This window comes from Methylosinus sp. DMC45 (genome assembly GCF_056313885.1).
The window spans coordinates 30,117-50,294 of the sequence record NZ_JBQUZK010000051.1 but is presented as its reverse complement, the minus strand read 5'-3'; the positions used below and the strand labels follow the sequence as shown (position 1 = coordinate 50,294).

The following is a 20,178-nucleotide window of genomic DNA, read 5'->3' as shown; positions in this document are numbered from 1 at the left end:
CGGCGAATGCTTACGTTCATCTCCACATCCCCCGCATCTTCGCCCGGACATCGACCCGCAGCCCACCCCCGGCGAGCCGCTCGCCCACCGCTGCTGCAGCCGGCCAGCTCACGCAGTCGAAACGCCCCAGCATTTCCGCCGGAATGAAGCGCGTGCGCGCGGCGTAGACATGCCGGTCGCCCTGCGCCGGCTGACCATGGACGAAAAATCGCTGCGGCGTCACCAGGCGCAGGCTGTCCTTCGCGCGCGTCATCGCGACGTAGAGCAGCCGGCGTTCCTCCTCTATCTCCGCCGCCGTTCCTGTCGCGAGATCGGAGGGGATGCAGCCATCGACGGCGTTCAGCACGAAGACCGACTTCCACTCCTGTCCTTTGGCGGAATGGATCGTCGAGAGGATGAGATAGTCCTCGTCGCGCAGAGGCGGGCCGGCCTCGTCGCTGGTCGCGTCCGGCGGGTCGAGCGTCAGCTCGGTGAGGAAGCGCTCGCGCGAGGGATAGCAGGCGGCGATTTGCTCGAGCTGGACGAGATCGGCGAGGCGGCTCGACGCGTCCTCGTGCAGGCGCTCGAGATGCGGCTCATACCAACGGCGCGCCGCTTCCATTTCCGCCGGCCAGCCCTCTCTCGCATGCAGCATTTGCAGCGTCGCGACGAGGCCGCGCCACTCCTCGCCGGCGCGCGGCGGCGTCGGCGCCTCGGCGAGGCTGGCGAGCGGATCCGGACGCTCGATGAGGAAGTCGAGAATCTTCTGCGCGGAGGAAGGGCCGACGCCGGGCAGGACTTGCAGAATGCGAAAGCCGGCGACGCGATCGCGCGGGTTCTGCGCGAAGCGCAGCAGGGCAAGAATATCCTTCACATGGGCGCTGTCGAGGAACTTCAACCCGCCGAACTTCACGAAGGGAATGTTGCGGCGCGCGAGCTCCAGCTCCAACATGGCGCTGTGATGCGAGGCGCGGAACAGCGCCGCCTGCTGCTTCAGCGTCATGCCGGCTTCGCGCGCCTCCAGCACGCGCTCGGCGATGAAACGCGCCTGATCGCTCTCATCGCGCACGGTGACGAGCTGCGGGCGCTCCGAGGAGCGGCGCTCTGTCCAGAGGTTCTTGGCGTAGCGCTCGGCAGCGAGCGAGATCACTGCGTTGGCCGCGGCGAGGATCGGCTCGGTCGAGCGATAATTGCGGTCGAGCGTGACGATTTCCGCCGGCGGCGTGAAGCTCTTCGGAAATTCTAGAATGTTGCGCACAGTGGCGGCGCGGAAGGAGTAGATGGATTGCGCATCGTCGCCGACGACGGTGAGCCCCTGGCCCTTCGGCTTCAAGGCGAGCAGGATGGAGGCCTGGAGGCGATTGGTGTCCTGATATTCGTCGACGAGAATGTGATCGAAGCGGCCGCCGATCTCCTCTGCGAGGGCTTCGTCCTGCATCATCTGCGCCCAATAGAGCAGGAGATCATCGTAATCGAGCACATTCTGCACCTGCTTCGCCTCGACATAGGCGGCGAATAAGCGACGCAGCTCGTCATGCCAGCGGGCGCACCAAGGGAACGCGCCGAGCAGCGCCTGCTCGAGCGGGATTTCGGCGTTCACGGCGCGGGAGTAGATCGAAAGACACGTGCCCTTGGTGGGGAAGCGGCTCTCGGTCTTGGAGAAGCCGAGCTCGTGGCGGATCAGATTCATCAGATCGGCGGAGTCTTCGCGATCATGGATGGTGAAGGCGGGATCGAGCCCGATGGCGCCGGCATATTCGCGCAGCAGCCTCGCGCCGATCGCGTGAAACGTGCCGGCCCAGGCGAGGACATCGCCGCCGCCTGTGGCGCCCAGCGCCTCGGCGCAGATGCGCTCGACCCGACGCGCCATCTCGGCGGCGGCGCGGCGGGAAAAGGTCATCAGCAACATGCGCTGCGGATCGGCGCCTCGGACGATGAGATGCGCGACCCGATGGGCGAGTGTGTTCGTCTTGCCGGAGCCGGCGCCCGCGATGATGAGCAGCGGACCGCCAGCGGAGGCCGACAGGCCGTCAGCAAGGCCGTGCTCGACGGCGCGGCGCTGTTCGGCGTTGAGCTTTTCGAGATAGACGACAGCGGTCATGGGCGAATCGGCAAGGTGAGCGGGCCAGTGGACTGAACCATAATTCTTGTTTTGTTCGCAATGGCGGCGTATCTCGAAAATCGAAGCTGGCGGCCCTTCGAACTTCCGTGAGGAGCCACGAAGCGTTCTCGTGGCCTTCAGTGCAGAGAAATATCCGCAAGCCCCTCCTCTTGACTCCCGACCTCGAAGAAGAGAACATTTAGGGAACATGACATTGAGCCCACACCCAGAGGTCGAGAAGGCGATTGCGGCACCAGCCCGCCATAGAGTCGTTGCGCGCGCAGATCGAGAAGATCGAAGGCCGAGCCCGGCGCGTCAAATCGGTCCTTCCGTTTGGAATCGCCGACATCGACGCGCGTCTTCCGGGCGGCGGTCTCTCCCTCGGAGCGCTCCATGAGATCGCCGGCGGCGGCAACGGCGCCGTTGACGGCGCGGCCGCGGCGCTGTTCGCCGCCGGGATCGCGACCCGCACCAAAGGCAAGGTTCTCTGGGTCATTACGCGATCCGACCTCTTCGCCCCGGCGCTGGCGCAGGCGGGCTTGGCGCCCGATCGCGTGATCTATGTCGAGGCCGGCAACGACAAGACCGTGCTCGCATGTGTCGAGGAAGGCTTGCGGCACGGCGGCCTCGGCGCGGTCGTCGGAGAAGTCGCGCGGCTCGACATGACGGCGTCCCGGCGTCTCCAGCTCTGCGCCGAGGGAAGCGGCTCGATCGGTCTCGCCTTGCGGCGCTGGCGCCGGCAATCCGAAGCCGTCGACTTTGGTCAGCCGACCGCGGCGGCGACCAGGTGGCGCGTCTCGGTCATGCCCTCGGCGGCTCTGCCGGTCCCCGGCGTCGGCCGCCATCGTTGGCTCCTAAAGCTGATCCGCGTCCGCGCCGGTGAAAGCGCGGATTTCGAAGTGGAGGCGTGTGATGGTTCGGGTCGTCTCGCTGTTCCTGCCGAGCTGGCCCACGGACCGGCTTCGACGGCAGGCCGGCGACGCGGCGCCGCCGGCTGAAACGCCGCTCGTCCTGATCGGACACGACGGGAGGAGGCAGGTGGTCCGGGCTGCGGACGCGGCGGCCATAGCTGCGGGCGCGCGCGTCGGAATGCCCGCCGCCAAGGCGCGGATTCTCGTGCAGGGTCTCGTCGTTCGAGATCACGATCCCGCGTCCGACGAACAGGGCCTCGACCGTCTCGCGCTATGGGCGCTCCGACGCTATGCGCCGATCGTCGCGGCCGATCCCCCGGAAGGCATCGTGATCGACTCCACCGGAGCCGATCATCTTCACGGCGGCGAGGAAGCCATGCTCGCCGGCCTGATCGACAGGCTTTCGTCATCCGGCGTGCGCGCTCGCGCGGCGATCGCCGACAGCTGGGGCGCGGCGCACGCCTTGGCTCGCTACGCCGCGCGGCCCGTGGTGATCGCGCCGCTCGGCGATGGCGGCTCCGTGCTGACGGGCCTCCCGCTCGCCGCGCTTCGCCTGCCTGCTGACATGGTCGCGGCGCTCCATCTTCTCGGCTTCGAGCGTATCGGCGATCTCCTCGCACAGCCGCGCGCGCCACTCACTCTGCGCTTCGGGCCGCAGCTCGGTCGCCGCATCGATCAGGCCCTGGGAATTCTCAGCGAGCCGATCGCGCCGATCCGGCCGGACGAGCTGATCGAGGTGAGGCGCAATTTCGCGGAGCCTATCGGCGCCGCCGAGACCATCGCTCGTCATATCGGCGAGCTGGTCGCCCAGCTCTGCGCCAGGCTGGAGGCCGAGGGGTTGGGGGCCAAGCGCCTCGATCTCATTTGTCACCGGGTCGACAATCGCCTGCAGGCGGTGCGTGTCGTCGAGCGTGAGCATGAGGTGGCTGTCGCGCAGGTCGCTCTGAAATTCGAGCACCTGGTGGCAACCGAGCCACAAAGCCTCCACCGTCTTGAGCGAGTGGCAGATGGCCAAGCAATTCATTTGATCGGCTTCGTAAAGCACCCGATCGTAGCCGGTCTTGTAGAGGTGATGGTGTCCATCCGGCGAGATCGTCAGAATATACCTGCCCACATTGCTCTTAGGGATATGGACCCAATCCTCAGCGCTTTTGTCGCCATTCTCGATGGCGATTTGCTTCGGCTTCAACGACTGGCGCGCGAAGGCGAGGAAATACAACGCAGCTTCGGTGATCGCGCGTCGCTCCAATCGATCCTCGCCCGCCTCGATCTCGATCGTCGTGATGTCGGTATCGGGGATGCGGCCGGCGGCGGCGGTCTCCGAGATGTCCAACGCTTCGCAGCATTCGGTGAGGAAGAATGGGTGCTTTCGGCTCGACGTGTAGGGAATGTTTTTGCCGAACAACGCCCTGAGAAGGTCGTCCGGATTGAGGTGGCCCTCTCGGTAGATTTTAAAGAGGCGGTCGCGCGCGTAGCCCATGGACTCTGGATCGGTCTTGTCTTCTGTTGCGGCTTTCTGGCCGACCTCGTAGCGGCCGGTCTTACGGAGTGCGGGGAGAACCTCACGAGTGACCCAGCGCTTGAACCTCTTCGCCTGCGGCTTCCGGCTGGTGAGGATCAGGCCATACAGCCCCGACTCGTTGACGATGAGCATGTTTTGCTCGCCACCGGGGGTCCGAACTGTAGTCGTCCCCTTTTCGTCCTCATCGAGACGAGAGACCGCCTTGCTCGTATCCGAGTGTTCGAGAACCTTGCAGAGGTCGTCGGCGACAAACCAGACTTCACCGTCTTTTTTTATCGGCCGAACGATGTGTTCTTCGAACTTGAACTCGATCGACAGATTCGTCGTCGGCTCCCCGGCATCGTGGTTTTGATGATCTGACATTTTCCACTCCGCATTGAAATCACGGCTGTTTTCCGAACAGCCGCTCTGCGCCTGGGGCTCCGCCCGGGCGCCGCGAGAATCAGCTTGCGGGGTGTGTGTGCGTATCTGAAGCGCCGCGCCGGCAAAAAAATCGGTGCAAGAGGCCGCTCAAAAAAATTCTTCGACCCGCGCCGCGTGCGCCTGCTTCCGCGCCGGCGGCCCCTTCGAATTCAACTTTTGCGTATTTGTCTGCGCATCAGCGCGCCTTGCGCGTGATGTTCGCCGGTTCGGCTCTCCGCGCCCCGGAGGGGCGTCCGGCACCAACGGTGCAATGGTCCATTCCCGGACTGTTTTGGTGGAGTAGCAGTGGCGTCGGGATAGCGTAGCGATGGAGTGGACGGCGTAGAGATGGCGTGAGGATGGCGTAGGGCGTTCGCCGTATGATCTCGCGCACAAGCAAGATACTAGCCGAGTGGCGCGCAAGCGCCACGCGACAAATTACCGCAGCCGATCGGAGTGAGCTTCTCGGGTCGGCGTCGCTCTCTCCCTGAGATCGCGACTTCCTATTCGCGCACGCGCGCGGCTTCTTTCGATTTGGGAGTTTGGGAAGAAATGCGAGGCACAGATGCGGGACGATATGGGCGATTTGGGTCAGCCCTATGGTGGGCATGGCGACGTCTACCGTTGGCTGAGGGAGAATTACGAATTCGTGAAGGCTTGGCGCGAGGGGCGGAAACCGTCGTGGAAGACGGTGGCGGAAAAGATGGGGGAGAAGGGGGTCGTGGGGTCGCGCGGCGCGGCTCCGACGGAGCGGTCGATCTGGAAGGTTTGGCATCGCGTTTGTCGCGACGTGGCGGCCGAACGAGAACGCGAAGCGGCCGAACAGGCGGCGCGGGACGCGCTGGCGGAGCGCCGGCGCAACTATCCATCGCGGCAACCGGCGGCGGGGCCGTCGTTGGTGGAGGCAACGGGGCGGGCGCTCGTGCCCGTGGGCGCGGCTCAGACGGCGGTGGAGACGACGGCGGCTGCGGATAAGGAGAAGGAGATCGAGGAAAAGAAGAAGGCGGCGAGGCGGAAACTGGAATGCTTGTCGGGGCTGAGGCCGATGTCAGAATTTTGAGGGGTTGACAGCTTCAGATACGCGCAGGGTCGCGCGACGCTCGTTTCGAGCGATGGGGCGGGAAGAGCCGCTCCGTCGCGATAGGCGGAAAGGGAATTGCAATGACCCTGTTGGATATGGAGACGAGCTCGCCGGGCGAGGATCGTCAGCTGGTGTTGGCGGTTCGCCATGGACGAGGGCGAACGGGCGGGAGCACGTTCGCGGATTATCTGATTCAGCGAACGCGGCGCGAAGGGCGGGAGATCATCGTCGGCGACGGCGACCGCAGGAATGCGACCTTGGCCGGGTTCTATCCGCCAGGAACGGAGGGCGGGGCGCATCAACCGCCGAGCGATCAGACGCCCGATGTGAAAGACTGGATCGGCCAGCTGGTCGGCAAGATGGTGGAGGAGCGAAGCTCGCTGATTTTCGATTTGGGCGGGGGCGATCAGGCGCTGGCGGAGTTCTGCCGGGAGCTGTCGCTTTCGGAATTCTGCGCGTCGGTCGGTGTCGCGCCGCTGTCGATTTATATGACGGGGCCGGAGATCGAGGACTTCGAGCATATCCTGACGATACATCGGTCGAAGGTGTTCGAGACGGAACGCTCGATGCTGGTGTTCAACGAGAGCCTCGTGCGGGCGGGCAAGACGCCGCAGGGCGCGTTCGACGCGATAATGGAACGGCCGGAAATCGTGGAGCTGATGGAGACGGGCACGGAAATCCTGGTCATGCCGCGGATCATTCATATCGCGGAGGTCCGCAAGGCGGGGCTCGGCTTTTACGAGGCTGTGGAGGGCAAGGCGGGTCGAGACGGGAAGCCGCTCGATCCACTGAAGCGGTTTTCGATCAAGACGTGGCTGGATCGGATGGAAGGCCAGCTGTCTTCCGGCAAGGTTCGGGAGTGGCTGCCATGACTCTGAAGGAGACAGGAAACCAGATCGAGAGCGTGGCCGAAGACGTGCGGAATTCGGCGCGGCAGGCGGAAGCGGCGGCGGCGGCGGAGGGGATCGAGCCGAATGGTCCTCTCGGCGGCTTCGTTGGCGCGTTCAAGTGGGCGCTTTTGAAGCTGGCCGATCTGGTCGAGCGGTTCGATGCGTCCTTGTCGGGAAAGATGGAGGCGCAGCAACAGCAGATCGTCGCGCTTCACGAGCTCGGCGAGACGGAGATCGAGCGATTGCGTGAGGCGACGCGCCTTGCGGCGCTGACGATCCGGCAGGCGGAAGTGGTTCAGGAGACGATCGTCACCAATGTCTGCAAGGACTTGGTGAAAAATCTGGTGAGCGAGTCGAAGCAGTGGCTGGTGCTGGCGGAGGACAATATCACCCGTCGGCGCACGCGCATTTTCGCGATGAAGATGAGCGCGGCGGCGCTGGCGCTGCTGAGTGTGAGCTTCTGGTCTGGCTATCAGATTCGCGTGTTGCAAGACGAGCCGGCGCTGCAATCGCTGGCGCGTTGCGCGAAGACGCCGATGCGGGTGGCGATACAGGGTCAGCCGACGGGCGACTGGGTGTGCAAGCTGGAGACACTGGCTCCGAGGGAGTGGCGCGATTTGCCGGACGAGCTGAAACGTCGATGGCTGACATGGTGGCCATTTTCGGGCTGAGGCCGAGCCGGCAGGTCTGACACAGACGAGGGGCGGATGCGCGGCGCGCGTCCGCCCCTCTGTTATTTCCGAACGGTCTGCTCCGCTGGCGCGGTTCAATCGCATGTGAAGGCGAGCAATGTAGCGAATCCGAAGCGCCGAGAGCGCTCGGTCATTCGGGATCGGGGGGCTGCTGTCTGGCGCGGCGATAGGAGGCCTTGCCTTTTTTCGGCGCGACGATTTTGGGGCGAACGTCGAGAGCGATCTCGGCGCCGGCGTTCGCGGCGCGTCGGCGCAGAGCGCGGGCGGCCTGGTTGATCGGGCGGGCGATGGGCCGGCGGGAGAGAGGCATAGTGGTTACTTTCGTGGTGGCGAGGCGAGCGGCGACCTACCATTCGCCATAGAGTTCGCCGTCCTCGAGGCGCCAGACGTCCCAGTCGAAGCCGGTGAACGTCCCGTCGCCGTAGAAGGCGCGGCCGGTCACTTTCAAGACGGCTCCTCCTTCGAGCGAGGCGACCTCGTCGTCGATCTCGAGGCGCACGCAATCTGAGGATGACGTCATGAGGCGCGCGACATAGGCTTTTGCGGTTTCCGCGGAGAGCTGCATCGGTCGCTCTCCTCGTCAAGTGGATTCGTCAATGAAATGCGGAAGCCGTGCGGGTCCGGCAGGCGTGCGTCAAGCGTCGAAGGCGTCGATTTCGGCCTGGGGAGATTTGCGCTCCACGGGCTCGGCGCGGTCGGCGGCTTCCACGAACTGGGCGACGAAGGTGAAGCTCGTTCCCGAATTGCCATTGAACGGCTTCCAATAGCCGCGCAGGTCGAGCGTTGCGCCGATCGCATATCCGGCGACGATCGTGTCGAATTCGTCGCGGCTCATGTGATCGGGGGCGTACCAGACGGCGCGGGCCTCGCGGCCGTTCGGCTGTTCGCCGTAGAAATGGAGGGCGCGGTCGCCGGCGACGGTGAAGCGGGCGTCGGGGTGGTCGGTGAGGGTGACGCGGAGGGCGTCGCGGGAGCGCAGGAGGCGACGGGTGTGGTCGTCTGCTATGGCGTCGGCGCGGCGGCGCTGTTCCTGCTCGCGCTGCTCGGCTGCGTTCGGACGGCGGAGCTTGCTGAAGTCGAACATGTCGTTCTCCATCGAGATCGCGAGAGAGGGAGGCGGGGACCTTTCGATCCCCGCCGCTCGGGCTCAGCCGAAGGCTCCCAATTCGGCGGCGGCGGACTTGCGTTCGACGCTTTCGGTCTCGCTGGGGGCGACGTAGGGCTTCCAATCTTCGCCGGTGATTTGGAGATAGGCCTCGACGGCTCCCTCGGCGGCGGCGAGGAGCGCGTAGGCCTGGATGGCGAGATCGGCGGCGAACTGGCGAGCGCGCTGGGCCTTGGACTCGAAGCCGGCGGGTGCGTCGCGATCCTCGTCGCGGGCTTCGTTGGCGAGCTTGGCGGTGAGGGTTCGGGCCTCGGTCAGCTTTTCGGAGTAGAAGCGTCCGGCTCCCTGGGCGGAAGCGACGAAGGTTCCGACGAGGCGCTGAAAGTGCATCTTGGTGGCGGTCTCGTTGAGCGCTTCGTCGAAGGCGGTCCAGGTCTTGCGGAGCAGCGTGTCGTGGGCCTCGCGGATCCCGGAGAAGTCGGGCACTGAGAGGGCGAAGGCTGCGGCGACGTTCGTCGCGATCGCGTCGTCGGGGCAGAGGAGGCGCGCGCTCTCGAGCGAGATCGGGGGACGAGCGGGCTTATTGCGTTTCGCAGCGGACGTTTGGGGACGCTTGGTCATGATCGTGATCCTGATTTTCTGGGCCGGGGGGTTCGCCGGCCCGATGCCGGTTTGTTCCCCTCGGTGCGGTCCCTGAAAGCCTGGCCCTGAGAGCGGGCCTGCACCCGCGTCCGGCGCCCATCGGGCGACGGCGCGGGCCGTAGCAAAGCGGAGGACGGCGAGACACCGACTTTTTTGCTTCGCGATGCAAAGATGTCCGGGGCAAAGAAAAGAGATCCGGCGCTTGCGCCGGTCAAAAAATGAACTGCCCCGGCATCGGCGGAAAAAAGTCGGGGGCCGCCGTTGCGGGGCCGGTCGGCCAGGCTTAGGGACGCAACAAAACCGAGGGGGCAAACCGACGTATCGGGCCTGCCGAGCGAAACGCCCCCAGAGCAATCATGCGATCGTCGAGACCGAGCGTGTTTCCCCGAACTCCGCGACTGCGAGACGCATCCCGCCGACCTTCGATCGACCGGAGCGCGCCGACGACTGCCGACGCGCGCGACGAACCGTCGATTGCAGCGGCCTCGCCCTCGATTCCCCGACGACCGCCCGCGGCCCATAACGCGCTCTGCAAACGGACCGCCCACGGCGCTCGACGACTCGGCCGACCCAGCACATCAGCACATCGGACGGACCGAGCGCGCACTGCCGGGAGCCAGCTTTCTCGGAGACAGCGACGAGGCTCCCACCCCGACAGCGCGCTCGCCATCGACAGCGCCGAGGTCGCGCCCGCCGTTCGAGAGACCATGGGCCAGCGCTCGACGTCGCGCCGAGCCATGCAGGGCTACGCCTGCCGCCTGCCGTGGGGCCGTCTCGCCGATCGCAGCGGCGGGATTGGCCGCCCACGGCGCCGCGAGATCACGGCGAGCGCAAATCCGACGCGCTTCCGAAGGGGCGCCCGGCCCGAACGGCGGGATCGAAAGATTCCTGCGTCACCGCGCGCCGCCTCTTTGACAGCGACACTCAGCGCGCCAGAGAGAGCGGCGAAGCCCGGTGTCGGCTGGGGAAGAGATTTCTTCTTTATGAGAGAGGCGCAGCATCTCTCGGGAACGGCATGCGGACGCAGGCGCGGAAACTGCTCCGCGCGCGGAAGCGCGCTGGGAAAAAACGTCGTCAGGCCTTTGGGGTGCAGGGATTATTCGCGGGAGGGACGGCTCACGCGAAAGCGATCGTGACCCGCAGGGCCGAGACGTCGCGTGCGACGGCTCGGTGAGCGCCGCGCGCGGCGCGAGTAGAGCGCGGTTCCGATTTATCGGAATTCGCCTATTGGTGGATAATCGGAGCGGCCGGAATGAATCTCATGAGCGCCGCCACGGCTCCGACGACAGTTCCGACCATGACGAGGGTTTGAAATCCGATCGCGCTGATGACCCACTTCAAAGTGTTGGCGTTTGTCTCGGTGATTTTTCGATCGAGGCCTTCGATTTTGAGGTCGAGGCCGGCTTTCAATTCGCCGATCTTGAGCTCGAGGCGGTGCTCGACGCCGTCGATCTTCTGATCGAGGCTGTTTTTGACATCGGCGATTTTGAGCTCGAGGCGGTGCTCGGCGGCATCGATTTTCTGATCGAGCTTGTGGCTGGCGGCTTCGACATCGCCCTTGGTCGCGGCCTGCGTGTCGATGAGCTCGGCGAGCGCGGAGACTTGGTCCACGGAGAAGCCTGAGGCCTGGAGTTTGAGGATGGCGGCAGCGCTCATGGTGTAAATCCTATCATGGACGGAGAGATAGAAGAAGAGGGCGACGAGACGAGGGCGAGGGGCGTGGACGCGAAGTCGGGGCAGGGGAAGGAGGCGCGGCGTATTTGGCCGGCATCTTGGGGACTGGGATTATCCCCAGCCGACGTGGGTGGCTCCGGATTCCTTGCTTTTTCGGACGAGGATCGAGAGCTGATGGAGCCGTCGAGAATTCGAGATTCGCACCGATTTCGCGGAGCCTATCGGCCGCGCGTCGAAATTCCGGCATGGGCTGGAAGGACGCGCGGCGAGGACTGCGAAATGGCGATCTTCTATCTCAATGTCATCACGGTGAGCCGGTCGGTCGGTCGAAACGCCGTGGTCGCGGCGGCCTATTGTTCGCGGTCACGACTGCGAGATCCTGGGCGAGAGACTGTCGCGGATTTTTCCGCGCTCGGCGACATCGAGCATTCGGAGATCTTGCTTCCCGTTGGCGCGCGCGGCGCATGGTCGGATCGCGCGACTTTATGGAACGCGGTCGAGGCGGCGGAAAAGCGCGACGACGCCCAGGTCGCGCGGGAGGTCGAGATCGCGATCCCGTCCGAACTGTCGAGAGCGGACGGGATCGCCCTCGCGCGCGAGTTCTTCGAGGAACAATTCGTCGCCCGAGGGATCATCGTGGATTTGAACATTCACCGTGCATTCGGAGCAGACGGCGTCGAACGGTCGTACGTGCAGGGGCTATTCTCGATGCGGGAAATCGGCGACGACGGCTTCGGAAAGAAGCGGACGGATTGGAAAGACGCCAAGCTCTTGTCGAAGTGGCGCGAGCGCTGGACCCTTCTGTCGAACAAATATTTGCTCGCTGCGGGCCGCACCCAATTGATCCGCGCCGGAGCGGATGCGGTTCGCGGACGCGCGCTGGAGCCGTTTTTCGAAAACGGCGCGGTCGAGCGACGCGCGGAAAATCTGGAAATCGCTTGGCGCAACGGCGAGCGGATGCTGGGCGAACCGGAGCTGGCGTTGCGGGCGTTGACGAATGCGGGCGCGACATTTTCGTACCGTGAAATGATCGAATTCGTGAGGAACAACACAGCGGGCGAAGAGCAGTATCAAACGGCGCTGGCGCGCGTGGAATGTTCGGTCGAGCTGGTCCGGCTCTCGGACGGCGAGAGCTTCAGCACACGCAGCCTCGTCGCGACCGTGCAATGTCCATCGGACGAAAGCGGAGCCGTCGCTGCGGCTTCGGGCGGCGTCGACACGACGAAGACGGGCAGGACATTGCCGGACGCGATCTCGCAATGGGAGCGCGCAGGCCTTCGGCTTCGCGGAGTGGGCTTGACATACGAAACCGCAAAGACGTTCGAGAAGAGGTCGGGCATCAAGAGCGTCGCGGTGCATGGTCTGCTGGGTCGGTGGAAAAAGAAGCAGGACCGCTTGACGTCGACGGACGTGCTGGTGGTGAACGACGCCAGAGGCTTGAGCGCGCGACAGAAGGAATGGATGTTGCGGGCGACGCGCGCGGCGCGGTCGAAGCTGGCCTTGGTCGATGGGGCGCGCGTGCTCGAAATCGACGGCGGCGCCACCGGCTTGAGCCCGGAAGAAATGGCTGTGATCAGTGGTTGACGCCAAGGCCCGCCGCCGCAGATGTTTCGAACGAAAGCGAATTTCAGCTCAACGATAAGCAATTGGAGCGAATTATTCATGAGCGCCCGAATCAAGCTGACTGATATCGATCGCCCTCGGGAGCCGTTGGAGGTCGAGGTCGTGGAATCGAACACGCAGAGCATGACGGTTGCCGTTCCGGGCACCGTAATGGAATTCGAGTTGCGGCGGTCGCGCGACGGCGCCGCTTTCGAAGGGGCGATCGGCGGCCGCTATTTCCGCTTCGATCCGAGCGCGTCCACGACGCGCGAGAGTGCGAGCGCGGCGACGAAGGGAAGCAAAGTCGCCGCGGCGTGACGTTTCCTCTTATTTTCAATGTGTTGCCGTTGCATTCCGAAGCCGCGTCTGATTTGATGAGACGATCCACAACAGGAGAGTGGCCATGCGCATCGAATTGACGCCCGGCATGACGAACGTCGTGCGCTTTCCGATCGAGCGGCGCGCAAAGCCGTCGATGGATCTCGTGCGCGATATCGCGCCGGACTCGCGAGAAATCTCATTGGTGATCGAGGCGTTCGGGTTCGACGACGACATCGATGGCATTGGCGAGGCGGCCGACCAGGAAATGGCGGATGACATTGCGCAGAAAGGGGCTCGCCTGTCGAGCTCGCAGCGACAGGCGGATCTGGACCGACTGCTGCAGCCGATCGTCGAACGCGCGGTGTCTCTGTGCGACGAGGCGCATAACGCCGCATTGGCGGCGGTGAAGGCGCAACGCAAGGTGGTCGAGGCGCAGTCGGAAGGCGGCTATTTGCTGACTCCGCTCAGCGAGCAGGCGTCGGCGCGGACCTTCTACGCCGCGCGCCTGCTGGTCGACGCGCATGTGGCGTGTCAGCGCGCTGCGGGCGCGTCGCGCGCGATCGAGATCGCGAAGCGCGGCGAGACCTGGGCGCCGTTCGACTTGAACGCGGAAGCGCATGCGTTGTGCGCCGACGAACTCGCGGCGAGGACGTCCGGCGGCTGAGGCCTTCCCGGTTTACGGCGCTCCGAAATAGGGACGAGGGGAGGCGTCGAGAGAGCCTCCCCTCCGGCCAATCGATCAGTAGGGAATGGCGTCATCCGGGCCGCGAGACGCGGTCCTTTGGCGGCGCCCGAAGGATTCTTCCCGCCCGTCCGCGTCGCGGTGCTCGCCGTCGCGATTGTCGGCGGCCTGCGCAAGGCGCGAGAAATCGTTGCAGATGAGATCGACGGTGAAGACGCGCTCGCCATCATCGCGCTCATAGCTGTTCTGGCGGACGCGGCCACGCGCATGAACGAGATCGCCCTTGCCGATATGGTTTTCGATGTACCGAATGGTCGCCGTCGAGAAGACGACGACTTCATTCCAATGCGGATCGTCGCGCCACGCTCCGCCCTCGTCTTTGTAGGAGTAGTTCGACGCGATGGTGACGTGCGTGGTGGAGCCGACCTTCTTGACCACGCCGACGCGTCCGATGATTTGAAACTCTGCTATGTTTCTCATGTCATTTCTCCGAGCGGGGCCGCAGCCCGTTGCACGGCGTTCATGAACAGCCGGAAAGGCGATCTGGAGCCTCCGGCCGGAAGGCCGGAGGTCGAGCGATAGCGCTGAGCTCCTGGAGACGCTGAATTTTGATGCGCGAGGAATGTCCGCGCTCGGGAGCCCCGCCTTTTATGGCGGGGCGGCGCGGACAGGGGAAAATTCTGCGGCTGCGTGAGCCGAAGGCGTCGACGACGGCTGTAGAACGCCGGCGTGCAAACGGGCATTGCGGCGTCTTGCTCGCTTCGAAGCGATTTCCGCTTTTCCTTTTTTCAATTTTCCATTCTTCTTTCCTCGTCGTCCGGCGCACGACGAAAGCGGCGACAGGGGCCGTGACACTGACCCATGAACACCAGCCGGGCGGCCGTCTCGCCGACCGGCCGCCCATCGACATGAACGATCGGAGCGTGTCGCGTCGGCGACCGCGACGAAATCAGCAACTGCGAATTCTGTGATTGACAGGAGATTCACATACGCACCGAGGAGCGCAATGTTGAGCGCCTTCTGAAAAAGGAGGTCTCATGTTGCGCAAACTGAATATGTCCCCTCCGGACGCCGGCGGCGAAGGGCATGGCGGAGGACGAGGACAGCTCGTCGTCTCATGTCGATTGATTGCGGTGGCTCTCGCCGCGGGCGCGGGGTGCGCGTTGTGGGGGCCGACGCCGGGGATAGCCGACCCGACCCCTGTCGTCGAACGCGGATTGCCCGCCACGGTGATTCCGACGTACCGCGAGAAAGGCGCGCCGAATTTCAGCTATCCGACCGGTGGAACGGATACGGGTGGCGGGAACGGAGGAGGAGGAAATGGCGGAGGCGGCGGCTACAATGGCGACGGCGGAATTGGCGCGGGCACGATCGCAACCGACTACAGTCAATACAATGGCCAGAGCGTCGGAAGTGGGCAATGCGTCGCGCTGGCGCAGGCGACATCCGACGTCGGCCTGACGTCGACCTGGGTTCCGGGCGAACGTGTTGAGGGCGTTAGCGACATTGCAACGGGAACTGTGATCGCGACTTTTGGCGATGACGGGACATACACGAACACGCCGGGCCAGAGCCACACGGCGATTTACCTCGGTCAGAACGATCAGGGCATACAGGTAATGGACCAATGGTTGAATCAGCCGGCCCATTACAGGACGATATATTGGACAGGGAACAATCAATATGAAGCGGGAGATAAATTTTATGTCGTATCGCACTAAGGCGCTCGCCATACTGATGCTGATGGTTCCTTCGGCTGCCTTCGCCGTCGAACCTTGCAAGAATAACCTATCGGGGATCACGATCATTTCAGGACTAGCGGACCCACCGGGGACACTTACGCCGGACACGGAATCTCTGACGCCTGACGGCTCGCTGAAGGAGCAAGGTTGGCACAATCTCAAAAAGGCGCATCAGCCACTAAAACTCGTTTGCCGATATAAGGATGGAACGCGCGAAACTTTTGTCTTCAAAAGCCCGATTGATCGATGCGTGTACACTCCTGGGCGTGTGGTGTGCAAATAGCGGGGAGCGCCAACATCGAACTCTGTATGAGGATCGGGTGCGACTCAGGCATTCGATCCTCCATTTATATTCGCACACATCGGGCTCACGGTTGCGATGCGGTCGATAGTGGTGTCGCCGCGTGCAGCTTCGGAGGCCTTCATGAATAACGAATCGGCATCAGGCATTTATCCGAGTGGAAGCTGGATTTCGAAATCCGTCGCGGCCTTCCTCGCAGGCGCTCTGTCGATAGCAGTCGGGGCTGGCGCGCTGGGCGCGGCCGTCGCCAGCATTGTCGTGTTGGTGCTGGACGGTCCGACAGCGCTCCGAGCGCGTATGGTCGATGCGCCCTTCATTCATCCTGTCTCGGGCGTCAGCGATGACTTGGCGCGTCTATTCGAAAGAACCGCGAGCGAGCCAAGCGCGATTTCGGATTCGCGAACTTTCACCTCGAATCTGTCGCGACGAGAGCGGATGGCGCCACGCTCGCCTTTTCAGACCGACGAATGAACTCAGGGGACGATTTGGCGCTCGCAAACAGCAAAAGCTGCGAGGGAATCCATTGTCGACACATTTCGGCGCTCTCTGCTTCACATGTGCGTCGAGAGCCAGAGCGCTCTGCGACGGCCTCGTTATGCTGCGACAGATCGAAGCGGAAACTTGCGACCGGCGAGCCGCGGAAGAGTCGGATATTCCGCCGCGTCTTTGCACATGCCGAGATCGTCGTGGAGGATCAATGTGCGGACGGCGATCTTGCGGATGCGCCCATCGCGAAGGGAGCGCACGAGGGCGAGATCGGAACGTCCGCTCACATAGACGTCCTCCCATTTGCCTGCGGCGGCGCTGCGACGGGAAGCGGCGACGACGCCATTCAAAAACGCGAGGACAATGCAGGGATTGCGGCGAATAGGCGCCCCGCGAAATCGATCACGCCAATAGCCGTCGTTCTGCAGATAGTAGATGGATCCGACGGCGATGACGCCGACGCCCTTCGGATTGTCGCCGCCCTGGCGGCGTTGAGCATAATATTGCCGTATCATAGCGCAGCTCCCTAGTTAGGGCATCCGGTGGGAAGGCTTCATGTCAGTCCGCCCAAGCGCCGACATGAAGAACGGAGCCGTCTTTGAAAGCGACTCGAACGCCGACGCCGCATTCGATTTCCGCTTTCGAGTGATCGATTTCGAAGGGCCAATCCTTCTGGATCAGCCTGATGGCGTATTCGACGGTCATGTCTCGGCTGTCTTCGCGGTCGAATGCGAATTGCGCCAGATGCGCGATGCTGGTGGCGCTGCCGAAAATTTCCGTGCTGACGTCGACGTGCGTCCTGGCCATGTTCATGCCTCCGGGAATCGGCCTCCGAAAAGATGGGACGGCCACGTTCATGTCGTCGCGGTGAGAGGGAAAAGACCGCGGCACTGGCCCTCGAGTTCGCGTCGTCGGGCAGTGCGCGTCGCGCATGACACTGCCGCATCAGGCGCCACCGTCTTCGAAATCCACCTCTGAAGGCGGCTGTGCTCGCGAGGCGGGAGTCTCGAGGTCGATCTCCTCGACCTCGTCGCCGTTGTCGTCGAGCAACACGCAATAAACGCGCGTCCGAACGATATTGTCGGGCTCGATTCGGGCGCTCTGGCCGTCGGGCAGAGAGACCCAGTTCGACGATTTCTCCCGCGCACGGGCATGGGCGTCGACGAGAACATTGGCGGCGTCACGGGTTGTAGGGGCGGCGACTCGGAATTCCGCGCAGTCGCTCTCCACCAGCTCTTCCACAAGTAGAATTCTGTAGGTCGGCATTAGAAGGCTCCGTAGCTCGAACATTCACAAATGCGCGGCGCTTCAGGACGAAACTTCCTCTGATGTGGGAGGAGATCTGTCGGAAGCGAGCGCGCGGATTTTGTCGATGGCGGCGTTCGCGGCGCGGCGACTGAGGTAGGACGCTTCATAGAGATCGTACGCCTCGGTTCTGGGAGCAGGACGGGGCGATCGACTGTTGGTCATGAAGTCGATGCGCCAGCTTCCATCCTGGAATTGAAAAGCGTACATGAGCGAACCTCCCGTCCTCGCGGTTCATGGCAGCGTGCAGAAGAGCGCGGCCGACGGTAAGCCGGCCGCGCCGATGCGTTGATCAGGCGAATTCCTCGGCTTGCTGATCCTCTTCCGGGTCGCCGTCCTCGTCGGTGGCGCCGATCTCCGTATCGGAGCCGTCGACGTTTTGGCCCTCGCCCTCGTCCTCCTCGGCGCGTTCGGCCGCTCGGGCGAGTTGGTTCGCGATCTCTTCTTCCGACAGAGCGAACCGCGCGGCCGGTAGCACGAATGTGGCGCCCGCGAGCTGGTCGATGAGGGCGGCGCGGGTCTCCTTGGCGCGAGGACGCGGCAGCACCGAGTGCAGCGCGGCGGCCTTTTCGAGCGCCGCTTTCGAAAGCGACGAGAGGAATTCTTCAGTCGCCATGTTCGGCAGATGCGCGTCCGCGCCGATCGCGTCGCCGATAAGGCGCGCGGCGACGCCGCTCGAATGATAGCCGGGACGGCAGGTGAGGACATGGGCGAGCATGTCGCGCGCGGCCTTCCGAACGAGGGCAGCCTCTTGGGTGATGCGGCCCTCGACGGCGAGGCGACGCGTGAGGCCTCGACGCAAGGGTGCGGAGTAGCCGCTCGCTTTCACATCGACATTCTCGGCCGAGAAGGCGACGACGAGCAGGCTGAGGAGCGTGAAATCGTCGATCTCATTCTCGGCGAGCGCTCGGGCGAGAGCGTCCGTGCGCAAATCGCCGATGATCGCGAGGCCTTTTTGCGTGATCTCGGGACGCGTGCGGGTCGGCTCGGAAGCCGTCTCCACCGCGCCGGCGCGCGCTCCGCTCTTCGCGGTCTTCTGTTCCGCCTTGGGCAGGCGGTAGGCGATTTCTTTCACAGAGCCTTCGCGGGGGTCGACGTAGAAGCCGACCGTGTCGCTCTTTCTCGATTGGCCCCAGACCCGCTCGGCTTTCGGCGGGAGCTTCCCCTGGCCATATTCGTCGATTTGCAGGAGGACGCCATTCTTCGGCAGATTGGCTTCGAGCCATGCGGTCTGCGCCGCGAAGTAGGCTTCGACCTGAGTGGTGTAGCGAGAGTCCCGGCCGTCCTGCTCGAACAGGTCGTCCTCCCAGACGATGCCGAAGGCCTGCTCCTCGTCTGGCCCGAACTTCGCGTGCTTCGCGTAGATGCGCCGCTTTTGGAGCGCGCGAGCGACATCTAGCCAAGTCACCGTGTCCTGGCCCTTCTTGGGCTTGTGCTTCTTCCATACGGAGGCCTGTTCGTCGGCTCCAACCGCGGCGATGATGCGGAGCTGACTTTCCTGCGGCATGTCGCCTTTGGCGATGTGATCGAGGATCGCCGGATGAATGTGGGCGAGGAGCCGCAATTTCTTGATGGTGCGGACCGGCAGAGCGAGAGCATCGCCGATCGCGTCTTCGGTCCAGTGGTCGGAAATGAGCGCTTCGATGGCGCGCCATTGATCGACCGGCCCCATTTGTGCTCGAGCGACGTTTTCGGAGAGGGAGCGGAGATTGTCGGCCCCGTCGTCGGCGCCGCGGACGAGGACGATGATCTCGGGGAGATCTGCCGCGATCGCGGCGCGGACGCGCCGATCACCGGCTACAACGACAAGATCATCTCCGTCCGCACGCACGACGGGCGGCTGCGTGATGCCGATCTTCTTGATGTTGGCGACGAGCTGTCGATCGGCGTGCTCGCTGGGCGCGGTGTGGCGCGGATTATTGGGATTGGGCTTGAGATTGCGAGGATCGACGTGGCGCAGTTCCATGATGATGATCTCCTGTTTGGATTTTTGAATTGCCGGTCTTCTTCTTGAAGACGAGGATCGAACGCCCCGATCGCGGGCGCCGGGGCAAGGGCGCGCGGAACGCGCGGGAGCGAAGCGACGAACTCTTGCGGCGACGGCCGCACATGGGGCAGAGGGCCTCTTTTTTTTTCGTTTTGACGGAGCTTCTTCGCCTTCCGTGTGACGTGGGAGAGATCCGGCCACTATGAAAGATCGAAGAGCGATCCTTGCCGTGGCGTCTGAGCGGCCGACCGAGCCGGCGTCGATGTCGTGATCGGCGACGGCGTCGGATCGGCGCGAGGAATCGGCTCGTATTTGGCTTTTAGACGCGCGAGCTGCTCGCGCTCATTGCGAGCGATCTCGGCGTCGCGTCTCGATCGTTCGATCGCGAGAAGATTTGCCGTCGCTATGCGTGAGTGAACGAGGATTTCGACGTCGCAAAATGTGTGTTCCGCAGCGCCATAACAGGGCCATCGAAGCGTCTGTTCGAGGAATTCGATCTTCCTTTCGGAAGTCAAAAAGAAATGCTCGAAGAACTGGGTCTTGTTATAGTGAGCAATGTTGCCAAAACTGTTCGAGAGGCGTGCGTACAGCCGGTCGGTGAAGGCGCTTTGTGGAAAGTCGTCCGCGAGGAATTTCAGCAGCGCGTTGGCGAACCACGCCTTGTCGTCGGTCGTATGGAACTTGGTCGGCGTGAAGTCCGGGGCCGTCAATTGTGGCGTTCGGAGAGATCGAGTGATTGCGGTCGGGAGCATG

The 20,178-nt window shown here is 63.8% G+C and carries 21 protein-coding genes and 2 pseudogenes; 11 read left to right on the top strand and 12 right to left on the bottom strand.

Annotated features, from left to right (window positions below; translation table 11 throughout):
- Window positions 1-16 precede the first annotated feature (16 nt).
- A complete protein-coding gene (locus tag ACT53T_RS16510; RefSeq protein ID WP_476162036.1) occupies window positions 17-2,080 on the bottom strand; it encodes an ATP-dependent helicase in 2,064 nt (687 codons plus the stop codon).
- 245 nt (window positions 2,081-2,325) lie between these two features.
- Here ACT53T_RS16510 and ACT53T_RS16505 point away from each other — a divergent pair, with 245 nt between their 5' ends.
- Window positions 2,326-3,078 (top strand): ImuA family protein, encoded by a 753-nt coding sequence (locus ACT53T_RS16505; RefSeq protein WP_476162035.1) that lies wholly within the window; start codon window positions 2,326-2,328, stop codon window positions 3,076-3,078.
- Window positions 2,993-3,817: pseudogene (locus ACT53T_RS16500) on the top strand (Y-family DNA polymerase); the annotation flags it as partial. The gene ACT53T_RS16505 and the pseudogene ACT53T_RS16500, both read left to right, overlap by 86 nt.
- A gap of 738 nt (window positions 3,818-4,555) precedes the next feature.
- On the opposite strand, the pseudogene ACT53T_RS16495 reads toward ACT53T_RS16500, so the two are convergent.
- Window positions 4,556-4,876, bottom strand: a pseudogene (locus ACT53T_RS16495) (BRO-N domain-containing protein); the annotation flags it as partial.
- Between the two features lie 604 nt (window positions 4,877-5,480).
- Here ACT53T_RS16495 and ACT53T_RS16490 point away from each other — a divergent pair.
- The 3 genes from ACT53T_RS16490 (at window position 5,481) to ACT53T_RS16480 (ending at window position 7,557) form a co-directional block, all read left to right on the top strand.
- Window positions 5,481-5,975, top strand: coding sequence for a hypothetical protein (locus ACT53T_RS16490; RefSeq protein WP_476162034.1), 495 nt, complete (start codon window positions 5,481-5,483; stop codon window positions 5,973-5,975).
- A gap of 116 nt (window positions 5,976-6,091) precedes the next feature.
- Window positions 6,092-6,868 carry a hypothetical protein gene (locus ACT53T_RS16485; RefSeq protein ID WP_476162033.1) on the top strand — a complete coding sequence of 259 codons (777 nt, stop codon included), beginning with the start codon at window positions 6,092-6,094 and terminating at the stop codon, window positions 6,866-6,868.
- Window positions 6,865-7,557 carry a hypothetical protein gene (locus tag ACT53T_RS16480; RefSeq protein ID WP_476162032.1) on the top strand — a complete coding sequence of 231 codons (693 nt, stop codon included), beginning with the start codon at window positions 6,865-6,867 and terminating at the stop codon, window positions 7,555-7,557. Before ACT53T_RS16485 ends, ACT53T_RS16480 begins: the two co-directional genes overlap by 4 nt.
- A gap of 151 nt (window positions 7,558-7,708) precedes the next feature.
- Here ACT53T_RS16480 and ACT53T_RS16475 read toward each other — a convergent pair whose 3' ends face one another.
- The 4 genes from ACT53T_RS16475 to ACT53T_RS16460 form a co-directional block, all read right to left on the bottom strand.
- On the bottom strand, window positions 7,709-7,888 hold the full coding sequence (locus tag ACT53T_RS16475) for a hypothetical protein (RefSeq protein ID WP_476162031.1): 180 nt from the start codon (window positions 7,886-7,888) through the stop codon (window positions 7,709-7,711).
- A gap of 36 nt (window positions 7,889-7,924) precedes the next feature.
- Complete coding sequence (locus ACT53T_RS16470; RefSeq protein ID WP_476162030.1) at window positions 7,925-8,143, bottom strand: hypothetical protein; 219 nt, start codon at window positions 8,141-8,143, stop codon at window positions 7,925-7,927.
- A 69-nt stretch (window positions 8,144-8,212) separates the two neighbouring features.
- On the bottom strand, window positions 8,213-8,662 hold the full coding sequence (locus tag ACT53T_RS16465) for a hypothetical protein (protein ID WP_476162029.1): 450 nt from the start codon (window positions 8,660-8,662) through the stop codon (window positions 8,213-8,215).
- 63 nt (window positions 8,663-8,725) lie between these two features.
- On the bottom strand, window positions 8,726-9,169 hold the full coding sequence (locus ACT53T_RS16460; protein WP_476162028.1) for a hypothetical protein: 444 nt from the start codon (window positions 9,167-9,169) through the stop codon (window positions 8,726-8,728).
- 1,383 nt (window positions 9,170-10,552) lie between these two features.
- Here ACT53T_RS16460 and ACT53T_RS16455 point away from each other — a divergent pair.
- The 4 genes from ACT53T_RS16455 (at window position 10,553) to ACT53T_RS16440 (ending at window position 13,586) form a co-directional block, all read left to right on the top strand.
- Window positions 10,553-10,948, top strand: a complete 396-nt coding sequence (locus tag ACT53T_RS16455) for a hypothetical protein (RefSeq protein WP_476162027.1) — start codon at window positions 10,553-10,555, stop codon at window positions 10,946-10,948.
- Window positions 10,949-11,278: 330 nt separating this feature from the next.
- Entirely contained in the window at window positions 11,279-12,583 is a 1,305-nt protein-coding gene (locus ACT53T_RS16450; RefSeq protein ID WP_476162026.1) for a MobA/MobL family protein, read from the top strand.
- A gap of 78 nt (window positions 12,584-12,661) precedes the next feature.
- Window positions 12,662-12,919: a hypothetical protein gene (locus ACT53T_RS16445; RefSeq protein ID WP_476162025.1), complete on the top strand. Its 258-nt coding sequence runs from the start codon at window positions 12,662-12,664 to the stop codon at window positions 12,917-12,919.
- A 79-nt stretch (window positions 12,920-12,998) separates the two neighbouring features.
- Window positions 12,999-13,586, top strand: coding sequence for a hypothetical protein (locus ACT53T_RS16440; protein WP_476162024.1), 588 nt, complete (start codon window positions 12,999-13,001; stop codon window positions 13,584-13,586).
- A gap of 75 nt (window positions 13,587-13,661) precedes the next feature.
- Here ACT53T_RS16440 and ACT53T_RS16435 read toward each other — a convergent pair whose 3' ends face one another.
- Window positions 13,662-14,084 carry a single-stranded DNA-binding protein gene (locus tag ACT53T_RS16435; protein WP_476162023.1) on the bottom strand — a complete coding sequence of 141 codons (423 nt, stop codon included), beginning with the start codon at window positions 14,082-14,084 and terminating at the stop codon, window positions 13,662-13,664.
- A 128-nt stretch (window positions 14,085-14,212) separates the two neighbouring features.
- On the opposite strand from ACT53T_RS16435, the gene ACT53T_RS16430 reads away from it, so the two are divergent.
- Together ACT53T_RS16430 and ACT53T_RS16425 are read left to right on the top strand one after the other, a co-directional pair.
- A complete protein-coding gene (locus tag ACT53T_RS16430; protein ID WP_476162022.1) occupies window positions 14,213-14,575 on the top strand; it encodes a hypothetical protein in 363 nt (120 codons plus the stop codon).
- A 66-nt stretch (window positions 14,576-14,641) separates the two neighbouring features.
- Window positions 14,642-15,325: a BPSL0067 family protein gene (locus tag ACT53T_RS16425; RefSeq protein ID WP_476162021.1), complete on the top strand. Its 684-nt coding sequence runs from the start codon at window positions 14,642-14,644 to the stop codon at window positions 15,323-15,325.
- Between the two features lie 915 nt (window positions 15,326-16,240).
- On the opposite strand, the gene ACT53T_RS16420 is transcribed toward ACT53T_RS16425, so the two are convergent.
- The 5 genes from ACT53T_RS16420 to ACT53T_RS16400 form a co-directional block, all read right to left on the bottom strand.
- The gene (locus ACT53T_RS16420) at window positions 16,241-16,648 is read right to left on the bottom strand and encodes a hypothetical protein (protein WP_476162020.1); all 408 of its coding nucleotides are present in this window, start codon (window positions 16,646-16,648) and stop codon (window positions 16,241-16,243) included.
- Between the two features lie 43 nt (window positions 16,649-16,691).
- Window positions 16,692-17,066: a hypothetical protein gene (locus ACT53T_RS16415; RefSeq protein ID WP_476162019.1), complete on the bottom strand. Its 375-nt coding sequence runs from the start codon at window positions 17,064-17,066 to the stop codon at window positions 16,692-16,694.
- 12 nt (window positions 17,067-17,078) lie between these two features.
- Window positions 17,079-17,399 (bottom strand): hypothetical protein, encoded by a 321-nt coding sequence (locus ACT53T_RS16410; protein ID WP_064033081.1) that lies wholly within the window; start codon window positions 17,397-17,399, stop codon window positions 17,079-17,081.
- A 331-nt stretch (window positions 17,400-17,730) separates the two neighbouring features.
- Window positions 17,731-19,404 (bottom strand): ParB N-terminal domain-containing protein, encoded by a 1,674-nt coding sequence (locus ACT53T_RS16405; RefSeq protein WP_476162018.1) that lies wholly within the window; start codon window positions 19,402-19,404, stop codon window positions 17,731-17,733.
- Between the two features lie 221 nt (window positions 19,405-19,625).
- The gene (locus tag ACT53T_RS16400) at window positions 19,626-20,177 is read right to left on the bottom strand and encodes a hypothetical protein (protein ID WP_476162017.1); all 552 of its coding nucleotides are present in this window, start codon (window positions 20,175-20,177) and stop codon (window positions 19,626-19,628) included.
- Between the last annotated feature and the right edge of the window lies 1 nt (window position 20,178).

What these genes read in the sequence shown, in the direction of transcription:
- ACT53T_RS16510 (WP_476162036.1), bottom strand. Translation starts at nt 2,080, where the DNA reads ATGACCGCTGTCGTCTATCTCGAAAAGCTCAACGCCGAACAGCGCCGC.
- ACT53T_RS16490 (WP_476162034.1), top strand. Translation starts at nt 5,481, where the DNA reads ATGCGGGACGATATGGGCGATTTGGGTCAGCCCTATGGTGGGCATGGC.
- ACT53T_RS16485 (WP_476162033.1), top strand. Translation starts at nt 6,092, where the DNA reads ATGGAGACGAGCTCGCCGGGCGAGGATCGTCAGCTGGTGTTGGCGGTT.
- ACT53T_RS16480 (WP_476162032.1), top strand. Translation starts at nt 6,865, where the DNA reads ATGACTCTGAAGGAGACAGGAAACCAGATCGAGAGCGTGGCCGAAGAC.
- ACT53T_RS16475 (WP_476162031.1), bottom strand. Translation starts at nt 7,888, where the DNA reads ATGCCTCTCTCCCGCCGGCCCATCGCCCGCCCGATCAACCAGGCCGCC.
- ACT53T_RS16470 (WP_476162030.1), bottom strand. Translation starts at nt 8,143, where the DNA reads ATGCAGCTCTCCGCGGAAACCGCAAAAGCCTATGTCGCGCGCCTCATG.
- ACT53T_RS16465 (WP_476162029.1), bottom strand. Translation starts at nt 8,662, where the DNA reads ATGTTCGACTTCAGCAAGCTCCGCCGTCCGAACGCAGCCGAGCAGCGC.
- ACT53T_RS16450 (WP_476162026.1), top strand. Translation starts at nt 11,279, where the DNA reads ATGGCGATCTTCTATCTCAATGTCATCACGGTGAGCCGGTCGGTCGGT.
- ACT53T_RS16445 (WP_476162025.1), top strand. Translation starts at nt 12,662, where the DNA reads ATGAGCGCCCGAATCAAGCTGACTGATATCGATCGCCCTCGGGAGCCG.
- ACT53T_RS16435 (WP_476162023.1), bottom strand. Translation starts at nt 14,084, where the DNA reads ATGAGAAACATAGCAGAGTTTCAAATCATCGGACGCGTCGGCGTGGTC.
- ACT53T_RS16425 (WP_476162021.1), top strand. Translation starts at nt 14,642, where the DNA reads ATGTTGCGCAAACTGAATATGTCCCCTCCGGACGCCGGCGGCGAAGGG.
- ACT53T_RS16420 (WP_476162020.1), bottom strand. Translation starts at nt 16,648, where the DNA reads ATGATACGGCAATATTATGCTCAACGCCGCCAGGGCGGCGACAATCCG.
- ACT53T_RS16415 (WP_476162019.1), bottom strand. Translation starts at nt 17,066, where the DNA reads ATGCGCGACGCGCACTGCCCGACGACGCGAACTCGAGGGCCAGTGCCG.
- ACT53T_RS16410 (WP_064033081.1), bottom strand. Translation starts at nt 17,399, where the DNA reads ATGCCGACCTACAGAATTCTACTTGTGGAAGAGCTGGTGGAGAGCGAC.
- ACT53T_RS16405 (WP_476162018.1), bottom strand. Translation starts at nt 19,404, where the DNA reads ATGGAACTGCGCCACGTCGATCCTCGCAATCTCAAGCCCAATCCCAAT.
- ACT53T_RS16400 (WP_476162017.1), bottom strand. Translation starts at nt 20,177, where the DNA reads ATGCTCCCGACCGCAATCACTCGATCTCTCCGAACGCCACAATTGACG.